The organism is Phaeobacter cretensis (assembly GCF_047372505.1).
GTDB classification, from domain to species: domain Bacteria; phylum Pseudomonadota; class Alphaproteobacteria; order Rhodobacterales; family Rhodobacteraceae; genus Phaeobacter; species Phaeobacter cretensis.
In genome coordinates, this window is record NZ_JBKBEU010000001.1 from 1,983,884 (window position 1) to 1,998,291 (window position 14,408).

A 14,408-nucleotide genomic window follows, 5' to 3' on the forward strand; every position below is an offset into this window, starting at 1 on the left:
AAACTATATTATTATTGATCATTGTCTCCCGATCGTTCGTTGCCGGGAGTTCAGACGTATGCGATTGTCAGGCGTCCAGCGCGCGGCAATCTTCCGGCAGCCAGCCAATTTCGATCTGCTGGCCGGGCTGCAGCCGCACCTGATCTGGCGCGTTCCGGGTTTTGACAACAAACTCATCATTTCCGGCAACCCGCAGACGGGTACGGAAAATATCGCCCATGTAGATGAACTCCAGAACCTCTGCCTTGAGCGTATGAGCGCCTTCCTGCATCCGATCCTTGTTGAATTCAACGCGCTCGGGGCGGATTGAAACACGCGTCCGCTCACCCGGCTTGGAAACATTGATGGGCTTGCAATCAATCAACTCACCATCGTCCAGCTGAACCAGCGCAATGCCGTTGTTGATCTCTTTGATCGTACCTTCGAGCGTATTATTCTCGCCGATAAACTGGGCCACGAAGCTGTTTGACGGCTCTTCATACAGCTCATCTGGCGGCGCCAGCTGCTGGATCCGACCATCATTAAACACCGCTACGCGGTCAGACATGGTCAGCGCCTCGGTTTGGTCGTGCGTCACGTAGACCGTAGTGATGCCAAGCTGATGTGCCAAATGTGTGATCTCAAACTGCATCTTCTCGCGCAACTGCTTGTCCAGCGCTCCGAGCGGTTCGTCCATCAAGACCAGCTCAGGTTCGAATACCAGTGCCCGCGCCAGAGCAACCCGTTGCTGCTGACCTCCGGACAATTGCGCCGGACGACGGCCACCAAAGGCGCCCATTTCCACCATATCCAACGCGCGCATCACTTTCTGCTCACGCTCGGATTTGCCCATATTACGGACTTCCAGAGGAAAGCTGAGATTCTCGGCGATGGTCATATGTGGAAACAACGCGTAGTTCTGGAACACCATCCCGATGCCGCGCTTATGGGGTGGAATGTTGTTGATCGAGACGCCACCTAGCCGGATATCACCATGGGTTGCTGTCTCAAATCCAGCCAACATCATCAGGCAGGTCGTTTTGCCTGAACCTGACGGACCCAACATGGTCAAAAATTCGCCTTTCGGCATGGTGAGGTTCAGATCTTTGACAACGAGATTCTCGCCGTCATAACTCTTCTGCACACGTTCGAATTCAACGAACGCGCTCGTGTTTGACGCATCAGCCAATTGAGGCTCCCTGGTTTGGTTCGGCAGATTGGCTCTGCACTTCTGTAGCGATGTAAGCACACCCGAGTGTTGGTGCGCAACCGGATCGTCCGGATCATCTCTTGAATTCACCTTAGGGCCGAACGCTCCTGCTACGGTACACATTACGACGAACGACTGCTGAAAAGCGACATTTTTTGCCACGCATTTCACATGGAAACTCTATTTTTACACGCCGTGATTGAATGCCACCAAACGTTACCGGAAACACTTCCAAACTCGAATTTGAAAAACTGGTTCGGATTCGCAGATGCAAAAACGGCGTCGGTTCTGGCTTAGAACCGACGCCACAAAAATGGGCTGTGTTGAATTTTACGCGCTGTGCAACAGATCCTGATTTTTCAGTTCGGCATAACATTCGTCTAGCGACTGCCGGGCCCTCGCGATCAGCGTGTCGATTTCTTCAACTGTGATGACCAATGGCGGTGAAATTATCATCCGGTCGCCAACGTGGCGCATCACCAGGTTATTGGCGAAGCATCGTTCACGGCAAATATAGCCAACTGTCCCACCCTCTGCAGCGAAGGCGGCGCGGGTAGCTTTATTGGGGCTCAGTGCTATGGACCCCATCATGCCCACAATCTTGGCCTCACCGACCAACGGATGATCAGCCAGCGCTTCCCATTGTTCCTTAAGATACGGCGCAATGACCTCACGCACGTTATCGATGATGTGTTCCTCTTCCAGAATGCGCAGGTTTTCCAGTGCTACGGCGGCCGCCACCGGGTGACCGGAATAGGTGTAGCCATGGTTGAATTCACCCGACCCGATTACCGAAGCGATCTCGTCGCTGACAATAGACCCACCAATTGGCGCATAGCCCGACGACAGACCCTTAGCGATTGTCATGATGTCGGGACGAATCCCCATGGTCTCGCTTCCAAACCAATTTCCAGTGCGTCCGAAGCCACAGATCACCTCATCTGCGATCAACAGAATCTCGTATTTGTCGCAGATTCGCTGGATTTCCGGCCAGTAAGTAGCAGGAGGCACAATCACACCGCCTGCACCCTGAACAGGTTCGGCAATAAAGGCTGCTACACGGTCTTCGCCCAGCTCCAGAATCGCCTGTTCCAGCTCCTGAGCACGGGCATGACCAAAATCTTCGGCAGCCATATCACCACCCTCAGCCCACCAATTGGGCTGATTGATGTGGTGAATATCCGGGATCGGCAGGCCACCCTGTTCGTGCATTGCCGTCATGCCACCCAGGCTACCGCTGCCTACCGACGAACCGTGATAACCGTTCTTCCTGCTAATGATCACCGACTTTGTCGGCTTTCCCTTCATCGCCCAATAGTGGCGAACCATGCGAATGTTGGTGTCATTCGCTTCAGATCCCGACCCGGCAAAGAACACATGGTTCAGTCCTTCGGGCGCCAGTTCGGCAATTTTTGCGGCAAGCGCTATCGCTGGCGCATGAGTGGTCTGGAAGAAGGTGTTATAATAGGGCAGCTCACGCATCTGGCGGGCGGCTACGTCTGCCAACTCATCACGGCCATAGCCAATGTTGACACACCACAGGCCAGCCATCGCATCCAGAATGTTGTTGCCCTCACTATCTGTCAGCGTAACGCCGCTGGCACGGGTGATAATCCGAGCGCCTTTTTCGGCCAGTTCACCATTCGCGGTGAACGGGTGCATATGATGAGCCGCATCCAGCGCCTGTAGTTCGGCTGTGGGAAGATGATTTGTGATCGCAGTCATTGGACAGACTCCTGAAAGAAGAGATTGCGCCCAGAATATGATCAAATTCCACTATGTCAATCGAATCAGCTAGACTGATTCACGCCCTGACTCACCTGCTCCATACCCTGTGTTACATCCCGTTCCATCGCCAAAGCCGCAAGATCTGCATCCTTTCGATGCAGTGCTTCCAGTATATCTTTGTGACGATCAGGAAAGCTCTGCGTGCCGAACCGTCCACAGACCACACGCAACGACGGGCCGAACCGCAGCCAGAGCCGATCCGCGAGGTCAGTAAGGATAGGTGCATCGGCATGGGCATAGAGTCGCGTATGAAACTGATAGTTTTGCACCAAGTACCCGGCGACATCTCCAGCAGAGATGGCCTGATCCAGAGCTGTATCAATCGCCTCTAGCGCGGCGATATCTGCTGGCGTTACCCGTTCGGTCGCGAGCCGTGCAAGCTGACATTCTATTGTTTTTCTTGCGTAAATTAGCTCACTTAGGTCGCTACTCCGCAGCATTGGAACAGACACCCGTCGGTTCCCCTGAAAGACCAAAGCACCGTCTGAGATCAAGCGGCGGATCGCTTCGCGGACAGGCGTCATACCGGCCCCCAATGACTCAACCAATCCCTGAATGGTGACTGCTTGTCCGGGCGCTAAATCGCCAAACAGAATCTGCCCCCGGAGGGTCTGATAGACGGTTTCATGGGCCGGCAGTTTAGCTGCGGTTTCACTACTGGATGACGCGTCTGGATTGCTCAGGTTCACCTTCGGAATTCCTCCTAAATTTTGTGCAGCTTGCACCAAGTTTTCCCAAGTGAAAACATAAACAGTATTGCCGAATGAGAGAAAACTTGATCAAATCCTCATCAGCCGGGCACGGAAACCGGCACGCACAGGGAGATACTCATGACACTTAAGACGATGACACTGACCGCCATCGTGGCGCTGAGCAGTGCGGCCGCCGTCGCCGAAGAAGTTCGCGTCTACAATTGGTCCGATTATATCGACGAAGAGCTGTTGTCCAAATTCGAAGCCGAAACAGGCATTAATCTGATCTACGATGTGTTCGACAGCAACGAACTGCTGGAAACCAAGATGCTAGCGGGTGGTTCTGGCTACGACGTCGTGGTCCCCACCGGGTCATTCCTGGCACGTCAGATTCAGGCCGGCGCGTTCCAGAAGTTGGACACGGGCAAGCTGTCGAACGCCGATAACATGTGGGATACGATCAAAGACCGCACCGCACTCTATGATCCTGACAATCTCTATTCGGTGAACTACATGTGGGGCACCACCGGCATTGGCGCCAACACCGCTAAGGTCGCAGAGGCTTTGGGTGCAGATGCTCCAATCGACTCGCTCGAACTGGTGCTAAACCCGGAGAACATGGAAAAATTGTCCACATGCGGCGTCTATTTCCTGGATGCCCCCGACGAGATGATTCCTGCGGCACTGAAATACATTGGCGAAGATCCAAACAGTATGGACCCGGATGTAGTCGCGAAGGCTGAGCCGGTATTAACGGCGATCCGACCTTATGTGAAAAAATTCCATAGCTCAGAGTACATCAACGCTCTGGCGAATGGTGACATCTGTGTGGCCTTTGGCTGGTCCGGCGATATTCTTCAGGCACGTGACCGTGCTGATGAAGCTGAAAACGGTGTGGAAATCGTGTTCAACGCCCCCAAAGAAGGCGCGCTGATGTGGTTCGATCAAATGGCGATTCCGGTGGACGCCCCTAACCCTGAAGGCGCCCATAAGTTCCTGAACTTCATCATGGAAGCCCAGAATATGGCGGCGGCATCGAACTACGTCTATTACGCCAATGGCAACAAGGCGAGCCAGGAGTTCCTTGAAGAAGATGTGATCGGTGATCCCGCGATCTACCCAAGCGAAGACACGCTGAAAAACCTCTACATCAAAGAGGCCTATCCGCCGAAAGTACAACGTAAGGCCACTCGCATGTGGACCAAGATCAAGTCCGGAACCTGATCAAAACTGATAGACGCGGGGTAGATATCTGCCCCGCGTTTCACTTTTCAGGAACTCAGGCGCTTGTTCCGCGCCCGTTCCACCACTTGCGTGATATTTGGGGACCAGCGTGACCATTCCTGTATTTGAACCCTGGAACGATCCTGAGGCAAAGCCCCTGATCCAGTTCCAAAATGTCACCAAACGCTTTGGTGAATTTACCGCAATCGACCATCTTACTCTCGGAATATACGAGAAAGAATTCTTTGCGCTGCTTGGCCCGTCGGGTTGTGGCAAAACCACGATGATGCGCATGTTGGCAGGGTTTGAGACCCCGACCGAGGGCAAAATTTTCCTGTCCGGTCAGGATATCGCACCGGTGGCACCGAACAAACGGTTGGTGAACATGATGTTCCAATCTTATGCCTTGTTCCCGCATCTGAGCGTCTGGGACAATATCGCGTTTGGACTGAAGCGTGAAAACCGGCCCAAGCACGACATTGCAGAGCGTGTGCAGGAAATGTTGCGGCTGACTCGACTGGAAAAATTTGCGCGTCGCAAGCCACATCAAATCTCTGGCGGGCAACGTCAACGGGTCGCATTGGCCCGATCGCTGGCCAAAGCACCTAAATTGCTGTTGCTGGATGAACCTCTAGGCGCACTCGACAAAAAACTGCGCCAAGACACCCAGTTTGAGCTGATGGACATTCAAGAAAAAACCGGCACCACATTTGTTATCGTCACCCACGATCAGGAAGAGGCAATGACGGTCGCCTCCCGCGTGGCGGTGATGGACAATGGCAAGATTGTTCAAGTTGCGACACCGGACCGCATCTATGAAACGCCTAACTCTTTGTATGTGGCTGATTTCATCGGCGATGTGAATATCATCGATGGCACCGCAACACCGACAGGTCCTGGCCAATACGCGCTCAACTGGAAAGATGGCGCTGAACCGCTAACGGTGAAAAGTCAGATCTCATTTTCTGAGGCACAGACCTGCCATTTGGCTATCCGTCCGGAGAAAGTCACCATCAGCACGGATCGCCCTGCAGACGCCGACAATACAATACAGGGCCGTATTCTGGATATCGCTTACCTCGGGAACATCTCTACCTATCACGTAGAGCTACCCTCAGGCGCGGTGATCAAGGCACAGGCCGCAAACACACGCCGCATTGCACGTCGTGCCTTTACTTGGGAAGACCCGGTCTGGCTGTCATGGACAGCCACCGCCGGTGTTCTCTTGGCCGACTGATGCGCCGCTTCATCCTGTTCGCTATCCCTTACGCCTGGCTTCTGGCGCTGTTTCTTGTTCCTTTTGCCATTGTTTTCAAAATCTCTCTCTCGGATGCAGCTATCGCGCGGCCGCCCTACATGCCCCAATTTGACTGGGTCACCGGGATCGGCGCATTTCTCTCAGATCTTGATTTCGAGAATTTCACTTGGCTGGCGGAAGATGACCTCTACTGGAAGGCCTATCTGAGTTCGCTTCGCATTGCGGTGGTTTCAACCGTACTGACGCTCCTGGTTGGCTATCCCATGGCCTATGGTATGGCCCGTGCCCCGGCTGAGTGGCGCCCGACACTGATGATGCTTGTGATTTTACCGTTTTGGACCAGTTTTCTAATCCGCGTTTACGCTTGGATGGGTATCTTGTCGAATGAAGGATTACTAAACCAACTCCTGATTTGGACCGGGCTGATCAATACACCGCTCACAATTCTAAACACCAATACTGCAGTTTATATCGGTATCGTTTACACCTATCTGCCGTTCATGATCCTGCCGATTTACTCCGCGCTGGAACGGCTGGACGGTTCGCTCATTGAAGCAGCCGAGGATTTAGGCTGCTCCCGAATGCAAGCCTTCTGGCTGGTCACCATTCCGCTGTCACGCGCCGGGATTATTGCGGGTTGTTTCCTCGTTTTCATTCCTACGCTGGGCGAATTTGTGATCCCGTCTTTGCTGGGCGGTTCTGACACTCTGATGATAGGTAAGGTCCTGTGGGAAGAGTTTTTCTCCAACCGTGATTGGCCCGTCGCCTCTGCTGTCGCAGTTGTACTGCTGTTGATTTTGATCGTGCCAATTGTGCTATTTCAGCGCAATCAGCAGAAACAACAGGAGGCAGAACAATGACTCGCCTGAGCTGGTTCAATACCGTTTCTCTGACGTTGGGGTTTGCCTTTCTCTATATCCCGATGGTGATCCTGATCATCTACAGCTTCAACGAAAGCAAGCTGGTCACGGTCTGGGCAGGCTTCTCCGTCAAATGGTATGGAGAATTGTTGCAGAACGAGGCGTTTTTGAATGCCGCCTGGGTCACTGTGAAAGTGGCTGTGATGTCCTCAACCATCGCGACGGTTCTGGGAACCATAGCAGCGTATGTTCTGGTGCGCGGTGGGCGGTTCCTTGGACGCACGCTTTTTTCCGGAATGATCTACGCACCACTGGTGATGCCAGAAGTGATCACCGGCCTTTCACTGCTGCTCTTGTTCATCGGTATCGGCCTCGATCGCGGTGTCCTTACCATCGTACTGGCGCACACAACCTTCTCAATGTGCTATGTTTCGGTTGTCGTCTCATCACGACTAGTGACATTTGATCGATCACTGGAAGAAGCTGCACTCGATCTCGGATGTTCGGCAGCCGAAGCGTTCCGCTTGGTAACTCTGCCAATCATTGCCCCTGCGGTGATTTCAGGCTGGCTGCTGGCCTTCACCTTGTCGCTGGACGATCTGGTGATCGCGTCTTTCACCTCCGGACCCGCAGCGACAACGCTCCCGATCAAGATCTTCTCAGCTGTACGATTAGGGGTCAGTCCAGAGATCAACGCGCTCTCAACCATAATGATCGCTATCGTGACTGTCGGCGTCGTGACAGCATCTCTGGTCACCAAACGACAACTGGTACGGCAGCGTCGTGACGAACAAAACGCCGAGCGCAACTGAAAGACAGATCAGCCTGCGTCCCAGTCTGGGGCGCGGGCGAGGCACAAGGCCTCCAACTGCTCAGGCCCCTCATAACGCAGAGCCTGGCTGTGCCACAAATCAGGCCCGACGGCTAAATGGTCATAGTAGCTGTCGAATTGTTGCGGCGCGTTGAAATGCTGCCCACGCTGTTTTTCGACCTGCGATTTCGTCATTATTTCCGGCAAGAACTTACTGTGCAACAGTGCGCCAGATGGCATACAGCCACCGGGACCATCATAGAGCACATTAAGTTGCCGCGGCAAAATCGCATGCGTTGAATTTGTATAGGCGTACCGGCGATTCCATTTGATAAGTGGCAGTTTGTTCAGAGTTGGTGCCCGCTGAGGTTCATTTTCAAAAAACACCCGCTCCCGGGTGCCGCCCTGGACCCATAGGTTACCCCTCGGAGCCTGGCGGGTCTTGCGATACGGGCCACAATCAAACCACGGCAGAGCGCGGCGGGGATCGTCGCCGGGTAAATAGGCCACCGTGTCCAAAGCCCCACCAGGGAATAAATCAATCATCAAGGCACCAAAACCAGCGAGATCCTGACGATCCAACCAATTGGTCAAACCACGCAACCCGTGTTTCGTATCTCCGCCAAAAACCAACAGTTCGTCCGCATCGACGCTCAGGCACCACCTCTGATGCCCAAAGCGGATTTGCAACCAAGTTGCCCAGTCTAACCCAAACCGAGAACCGCGATAGCTGGCCTCCGTACGCCAAATCGAAACATCCCTTTGGGAGGATAGATATTCAGATCCGCCATCATCGCTGCCGTTATCGACCATAAGAAAATGATCAACGCCCAGGTCGCGGTAAAAATTCAGAAAAAAGGGAAGGCGCGTGGCCTCATTGCGCAGCACGGTTATCGCAATCAACGCATCGTCCTGCAAATCTACCGTGCGATCCGCCACCACATTGAGTTGATGGCGCGCCCGAAATGAGCGCCAAAGCAGTCGCCTCCGCTGCCATCGAAGCCGATAGGCCGCTGTCAACGAAATCTCTGGCAGCGGCAGAGATATCGGAGCCAGATCTGACCCCAACATCCTAGTGCTCGTAGGCGCCGACTTTGTGCCAGCCCCAGGCGTCTGCAATCATCGTCTCAAGGTCTGATCGCTTCGGCTCCCACCCCAATATGGTTGCAGCCTTTACTGAGCCGGATACCAGCTTGGTGCAATCCCCTGCTCGCCGAGGGCCAATAGAATGAGGTACCGGTTTTCCAGTTGCGGCTTCGGCCTTGTCCATCACCTCACGCACGGAAAACCCGGTGCCCGTGCCCAGATTGAACACTTGGCTACCTTTGCCGTCTTGCAGCCATGCCAGGCCCAAGACATGCGCATCAACCAGATCACAGACGTGCACATAGTCGCGAACACAAGTTCCATCAGGCGTATCGTAGTCGGTGCCAAAGATCGTCAACGCATCACGCTTGCCATCAAGTGCATCCAGTACCAGAGGCACCAAGTGGGTTTCGGGCCTATGGAATTCTCCGATCTCAGACTCAGGATCAGCGCCGGCGACGTTGAAGTAACGGAAAATCACCGACCGCAGCCCATGCGAGTTTTCGAAATCGCGCAGGACATCCTCTACCGCGCGTTTAGATGCACCATAGGCATTAAGCGGCAGTTGCGGTGTGTTTTCGTCCAACACCACATTGTCATGTTCACCATAAGTCGCGCAGGTCGAAGAAAACACAAAATCAAGGCAATTGGCCGCCACTGCAGCTTCGATCAGCGTGAGAGATCCGCCCACATTGTTGGTCCAATAGCGCCCTGGTTCACTCATGGCCTCGCCAACCTGGCTCAACGCTGCAAAATGCATCACCGCTACGGGCTTATATTTGGCAAACACCTCGTCCAGCCGGGCACGATCGGATAAATCGCCCCTTTCAAAGGGACCGAATTTAACCGCGTCCTGCCAGCCTGTTATCAGATTATCGTAGGTCACAGGCGTATACCCGGCCGCGCGTAGCGCTTTGCAGGCATGTGAACCGATATAGCCCGCGCCACCAGTCACCAGAATATATGTCAAACTGCGTCTTCCTGATCAAAAGGCCGGACAATATTGTCCGGCCACCTTAGGTCCATATGTAGCTGTTCTCTTTTCAACAAGAGGAACAGAAGGTTACTGCGCAGCCTTATCGACCTGCGCGATTTCGTTTATGTAGCACATCAGATCATCGCGGAGCTCTTCGCGAGCCAAAGCAAAGGCTACAGTGGCCTGCAAGAATCCTGCTTTCGATCCACAATCAAACCGCTGACCACGGAAGCGATAGCCATATACGGGCACATCAGCGGCGATATCTTCCGCGATGGCATCTGTCAGCTGGATTTCACCACCCGCGCCTTGTTTCTTTTTGTTGAGATTGCGCAAAACAGAAGGCGCCAGAATATAGCGGCCGATCACGGCTAGATTTGACGGGGCTTCATCGGCTTTGGGTTTTTCGACCATACCGTTCACCGACACTACCGAGCCCATATCGTCGCGCACGTCCAGCACACCGTAGGAAGACGCTTGTTCCGGCGGAACCTCCATCGCAGCGACCATATTACCGCCAGTTTCTTCATAAGCTTCCACCATCTGCTTTAGGCAAGGCGTTTCAGCTGCGATGACGTCATCAGGCAGGATGACCGCGAAGGGTTCATTGGCAATCAGACGACGCGCGCACCAGACCGCATGCCCCAAACCAAGAGCCTGATGCTGCCGAATATAGGCAATCGCTCCGGACTCCATATTGGTCGCTTTCAGAGTATCCAGCAGCTCATCCTTGCCTTTGCGGCGTAGTTCTTGCTCCAACATTGGCGAGTGATCAAAGTAATCCTCCAGCGCGCCCTTACCGCGCGAGGTGACAAATATGAACTCTTTGATACCAGCTTCGCGGGCTTCATCGATCGCATATTGTACCAGCGGACGGTCAACCAGCGTCATGATCTCTTTGGGAACAGATTTGGTCGCCGGCAAGAACCGCGTTCCTAGCCCAGCCACGGGAAAAATCGCCTTCGTTACTTTTTTACGCATATCGCACTCTCATTATCTATTTCTCAAACCGTTCTGATGCGGTTTAGCGGTGGTGGCCGTTCCGGTGACGAAACCTGCCCTGAAAGGCCTGTTTGAGTATTCCGCAGGCAATTCAGAAAATATACCCCCAGTCACGTCTCGCTCACGACCTCCCTTAAGATGTTTCATTTTATCAACAATTCAGGCTTATTTGTGACCCATCTTCTGCATCATTGCCTCAATCAATGGCACGTCTTCGGGGTTGTTCAGCTCCCAGAACTCACGACCACGGGCTTCAACCTCCACACAGAGGATCTTGCGTCCGTTCTCCAGAAACCGCAGTTGCTCTAACCCTTCAAGAGTTTCCAGCGGCCCAATCGGCCAGGTCGGATAGTCCGTCAGCGCATCTGGGCGATAGGCATAGACACCGACATGGTGGAACACAGGGGTTTCCTGATCCGACTCGTAGGTTTCAGAAGTAAAAGGCACGACTTCTTTGGAGAAGTAGAGCGCGTTGTGGTCAGCCCCGAACACCGAAGTGGTGCCCCCGACCCGGCCAGCTTTACGATCAGCATGCAAGCTGTTCAACGTCGCTCCGTCACAGCGCAGAACAGGTGTCGCCAGCCCTTTGTCCGGGGTACCGCGCAGACCAGTGATCAAATCCTCGACAAACCAATGCGGAGTCAGTGGCGCGTCCCCTTGCAGGTTCACGACGATTTCGTAGCCGCCACCAAGATTGGCCAACGCCTCTGCACAGCGCTCGGTCCCATTGCCACAGCTCTCGGACGTCATAACCACCTCAGCACCGAAGCCTTCGGCAGCGTCGCGAATTCGGCTATCATCGGTCGCTACAACCACACGGTCCACGCCGTTGACCGCCATGGCAGCGCGCCAAGAACGCTCAATCAACGTCTGGCTCTCTCCACTGGCACCCGTCAGCGCGACAAGTGGTTTGCCAGGATAGCGCGTTGACGCATAGCGTGCGGGAATGACAATCAGCACAGACATCAGTGTTTTTTCAACTCCACACCCGGTGCATAGGCAATAAAGAAGGGGTTAGCATAGCCGTCTTTGCCATATGTGAGAGGGGAATGATCATCGAAACGCACCACTTTGCCACCGGCACCGCCCAGAACTGCGTGTCCCGCGGCAGTGTCCCACTCCATGGTCCGCCCGACACGCGGATAAAGGTCTGCTTCCCCAGTTGCGACAAGACAGAACTTCAGTGATGACCCTGCGCTCTTGCTGTCCTTCACCGCATATTTGTTGATGTAGTCATCGGTTGCCTGATCGCGGTGCGATTTGGAGGCAACCACCATGAGTGCGTCATTGTCACTTTCAGCGACGCGGATCGGCTGAATTTCACCCATATTGGCTGGATCAAATGCGCCGGTTTCCTCGACTGCTGAACCATCTGCCAACGTAAAGAACATCCGTGACCGGGCCGGGGCGTAGACCACACCGCGTGTTGGGATACCCTTTTCTACAAAGGCGATATTGACGGTAAAATCACCGCGCCGGTTGATGAATTCCTTGGTCCCGTCGAGCGGATCAACGATCAGGAATGTGTCGCCGGTCTTGCTATGTGATTCTGCCTGCTCTTCGGTAACCAGCATAACGTCTGGGAAAGCCGAACGAAGCCCTGCAGAAATCAACGCATCTGCAGCTTCATCTGCAGCGGTCACCGGGCTCTCGTCTGACTTTACCTTCACATCGAACTCGTCCGAATTGTAGATCTCCATGATCTTCTCTCCGGCCTCAATCGCCAAACGGCGGATTACCGGAATAAGGTCATCATATGTCACAAACGCTCTCCACGATCGGGTTTGGTTGATTACGGCAATTACCCCCCTTATGATCGTGGTGAAACGGAACAGCAAGATTTCCGTGGTAACGATAAGCAGAGTTTCACCTAGAGCAGGTCAGCCAAGCAACGCCATGTTCGAGCAACGCCATAAAAGGTCTCGTCTAAGCAGCCTCATCGCTATGGGTGAGGTTGTGTTTCACTCTGTTGCGCGCAGTGTTCGCTCAAAGCACAATAACGCCTTTGTGGCGCTTGCGACCAACTTGATGCAGGCCGTCCTCTTTGTGGTCGTTTTCTATGTGATGTTCTCTTTGCTGGGGCTGCGCGGCGCAGCTATTCGCGGCGACTTTCTTCTATATGTGATGTCAGGGGTATTTCTGTTTCTGACCCACACCAAGGCCGTTGCCGCGGTATCCGGCGCAGAAGGGCCAAGTAGCCCGATGATGCAACATGCCCCGATGAACACCATCGTCGCCATCCTATCGGCCGCACTTGGATCACTGTATATTCAAGTCTTGTCGATGTTCATCATCCTGTTCGTCTATCATGTGGCTTTCACCCCGATTGAGATTGAAGAACCCATCGCAGCCTTCGGCATGGTGTTGCTATCCTGGATCACTGGCGCTGCGGTCGGCCTCATTCTACTGGTGATGAAACCATGGTCTCCTGGAACGGTGGGAATCTTTTCCACTATCTACCAGAGGGCCAATATGATCGCGTCGGGCAAGATGTTCCTGGCCAACACACTGCCCAGCTTCATGCTGTCCATGTTCGACTGGAATCCGCTATTCCACTGTATTGATCAGGCACGCGGGTTTGTGTTCATCAACTACAATCCCCATTTCAGCAACTGGCAATATGCATGCTGGGTGGCGCTAGTCCTGATTATGATCGGCCTCATGGGAGAGTTCTATACCCGTCGACGCGCCTCTATCAGCTGGGGTGCAAAGCGGTAGACCGACGAGTACGATCGACGCTCAAGTTACCACACGCAGTGTAAGATTTATCCGCCCGCCCTTGGGGAGAAGGCGTGATGATTTGAACCGGATGCGGTCGACGCCGTGATATGTGAGCCGCGCCGCTCCTCCCATTACAACAACATCACCTGAGTTCAACCAGATGGTCTCTGTCTTGCCACCCCGTGTTTGATTACCAATCCGCAGCAGCCCGTCATCCCCCAATGACATCGACACAACCGGGTAAGAAAAATCCTCCTCGTCTTTGTCCTGATGCAGCCCCATACGGGCACCCTCACCGTAGTAATTTATCAGGCAGCAATCAGGTTGCCGTTCCAATCCGGTGGTGGCCTTCCAGATATCCAGAATTTCAGCTGGAATCTTCGGCCAGCGGCGACCATTGGGATGCTGTTCCTCATAGCGATATCCATCGCGATCACTGACCCAGCCAAACACCCCTGCCGACGTCATGCGTACTGACATCTGCCCGCCACCTGGGACTTCCGGTGAAAACAGCGGAGCAGCACGCAAAACGGGACGCAAACAATCAATAAGCCGCTGCTGCCCTTCTATATCCAACAGGGGTTTTGTCAGCTCAAACCCTCGCACCCGCAACTTCATCATCGCTGTTAGCCCGTTCTTAACCATTCCCCTGCCAAAAACCGCAGTAATTCGCGAAACAGGACGCGATCTGGCGGTTGCAGGGGGCATTTACGCTCCCTATATACGCCGGGAAGCGGTGAGGTGCAGACCAAACCGCAACTGAATCGGGGCCGGAATGCCAAAATGGGTTCAGACCTCGGG

At 53.9% G+C, this 14,408-nt stretch carries 14 protein-coding genes; 5 read left to right on the plus strand and 9 right to left on the minus strand.

The features are described 5' to 3' along the window. Positions 1–67: 67 nt before the first annotated feature. The 3 genes from ACEWZM_RS09485 to ACEWZM_RS09495 all read right to left on the minus strand — a co-directional run bounded on the left by ACEWZM_RS09485 (position 68) and on the right by ACEWZM_RS09495 (position 3,666). Positions 68–1,168: an ABC transporter ATP-binding protein gene (locus ACEWZM_RS09485; RefSeq protein ID WP_414006193.1), complete on the minus strand. Its 1,101-nt coding sequence runs from the start codon at positions 1,166–1,168 to the stop codon at positions 68–70. A 351-nt stretch (positions 1,169–1,519) separates the two neighbouring features. Then, positions 1,520–2,914, minus strand: a complete 1,395-nt coding sequence (locus tag ACEWZM_RS09490; protein ID WP_414006194.1) for an aspartate aminotransferase family protein — start codon at positions 2,912–2,914, stop codon at positions 1,520–1,522. A gap of 65 nt (positions 2,915–2,979) precedes the next feature. Continuing rightward, a complete protein-coding gene (locus ACEWZM_RS09495; RefSeq protein ID WP_414006195.1) occupies positions 2,980–3,666 on the minus strand; it encodes a GntR family transcriptional regulator in 687 nt (228 codons plus the stop codon). A gap of 141 nt (positions 3,667–3,807) precedes the next feature. On the opposite strand from ACEWZM_RS09495, the gene ACEWZM_RS09500 reads away from it, so the two are divergent. The 4 genes from ACEWZM_RS09500 to ACEWZM_RS09515 all read left to right on the plus strand — a co-directional run bounded on the left by ACEWZM_RS09500 (position 3,808) and on the right by ACEWZM_RS09515 (position 7,823). Beyond that, complete coding sequence (locus ACEWZM_RS09500) at positions 3,808–4,893, plus strand: polyamine ABC transporter substrate-binding protein (protein ID WP_414006196.1); 1,086 nt, start codon at positions 3,808–3,810, stop codon at positions 4,891–4,893. A gap of 109 nt (positions 4,894–5,002) precedes the next feature. Beyond that, on the plus strand, positions 5,003–6,130 hold the full coding sequence (locus tag ACEWZM_RS09505; RefSeq protein ID WP_414006197.1) for an ABC transporter ATP-binding protein: 1,128 nt from the start codon (positions 5,003–5,005) through the stop codon (positions 6,128–6,130). Further along, positions 6,130–7,011: an ABC transporter permease subunit gene (locus tag ACEWZM_RS09510; RefSeq protein ID WP_414006198.1), complete on the plus strand. Its 882-nt coding sequence runs from the start codon at positions 6,130–6,132 to the stop codon at positions 7,009–7,011. The genes ACEWZM_RS09505 and ACEWZM_RS09510 overlap by 1 nt, the downstream gene beginning before the upstream one ends. Then, positions 7,008–7,823, plus strand: a complete 816-nt coding sequence (locus ACEWZM_RS09515; RefSeq protein WP_414006199.1) for an ABC transporter permease — start codon at positions 7,008–7,010, stop codon at positions 7,821–7,823. The genes ACEWZM_RS09510 and ACEWZM_RS09515 overlap by 4 nt, the downstream gene beginning before the upstream one ends. An 8-nt stretch (positions 7,824–7,831) precedes the next feature. Here the strand turns inward: ACEWZM_RS09515 and ACEWZM_RS09520 are convergent, their stop codons facing one another. From ACEWZM_RS09520 to cysQ, 5 genes are all read right to left on the minus strand, one after another. Continuing rightward, a complete protein-coding gene (locus ACEWZM_RS09520) occupies positions 7,832–8,893 on the minus strand; it encodes a glycosyltransferase family 2 protein (protein ID WP_414006200.1) in 1,062 nt (353 codons plus the stop codon). Between the two features lies 1 nt (position 8,894). Then, positions 8,895–9,878, minus strand: coding sequence for a UDP-glucose 4-epimerase GalE (gene galE, locus ACEWZM_RS09525; protein WP_414006201.1), 984 nt, complete (start codon positions 9,876–9,878; stop codon positions 8,895–8,897). Positions 9,879–9,971: 93 nt separating this feature from the next. Beyond that, positions 9,972–10,865 carry a UTP--glucose-1-phosphate uridylyltransferase GalU gene (galU, locus tag ACEWZM_RS09530; RefSeq protein WP_414006202.1) on the minus strand — a complete coding sequence of 298 codons (894 nt, stop codon included), beginning with the start codon at positions 10,863–10,865 and terminating at the stop codon, positions 9,972–9,974. Positions 10,866–11,051: 186 nt separating this feature from the next. Continuing rightward, positions 11,052–11,852, minus strand: a complete 801-nt coding sequence (locus tag ACEWZM_RS09535; RefSeq protein ID WP_414006203.1) for a 3-deoxy-manno-octulosonate cytidylyltransferase — start codon at positions 11,850–11,852, stop codon at positions 11,052–11,054. Then, positions 11,852–12,649: a 3'(2'),5'-bisphosphate nucleotidase CysQ gene (cysQ, locus tag ACEWZM_RS09540; RefSeq protein ID WP_414006204.1), complete on the minus strand. Its 798-nt coding sequence runs from the start codon at positions 12,647–12,649 to the stop codon at positions 11,852–11,854. Before cysQ ends, ACEWZM_RS09535 begins: the two co-directional genes overlap by 1 nt. A gap of 133 nt (positions 12,650–12,782) precedes the next feature. Here cysQ and ACEWZM_RS09545 point away from each other — a divergent pair, with 133 nt between their 5' ends. Continuing rightward, entirely contained in the window at positions 12,783–13,604 is an 822-nt protein-coding gene (locus ACEWZM_RS09545; protein WP_414006205.1) for an ABC transporter permease, read from the plus strand. 21 nt (positions 13,605–13,625) lie between these two features. Here the strand turns inward: ACEWZM_RS09545 and ACEWZM_RS09550 are convergent, their stop codons facing one another. Next, positions 13,626–14,228 (minus strand): alpha-ketoglutarate-dependent dioxygenase AlkB family protein, encoded by a 603-nt coding sequence (locus tag ACEWZM_RS09550; RefSeq protein WP_414007993.1) that lies wholly within the window; start codon positions 14,226–14,228, stop codon positions 13,626–13,628. Positions 14,229–14,408: the final 180 nt, after the last annotated feature.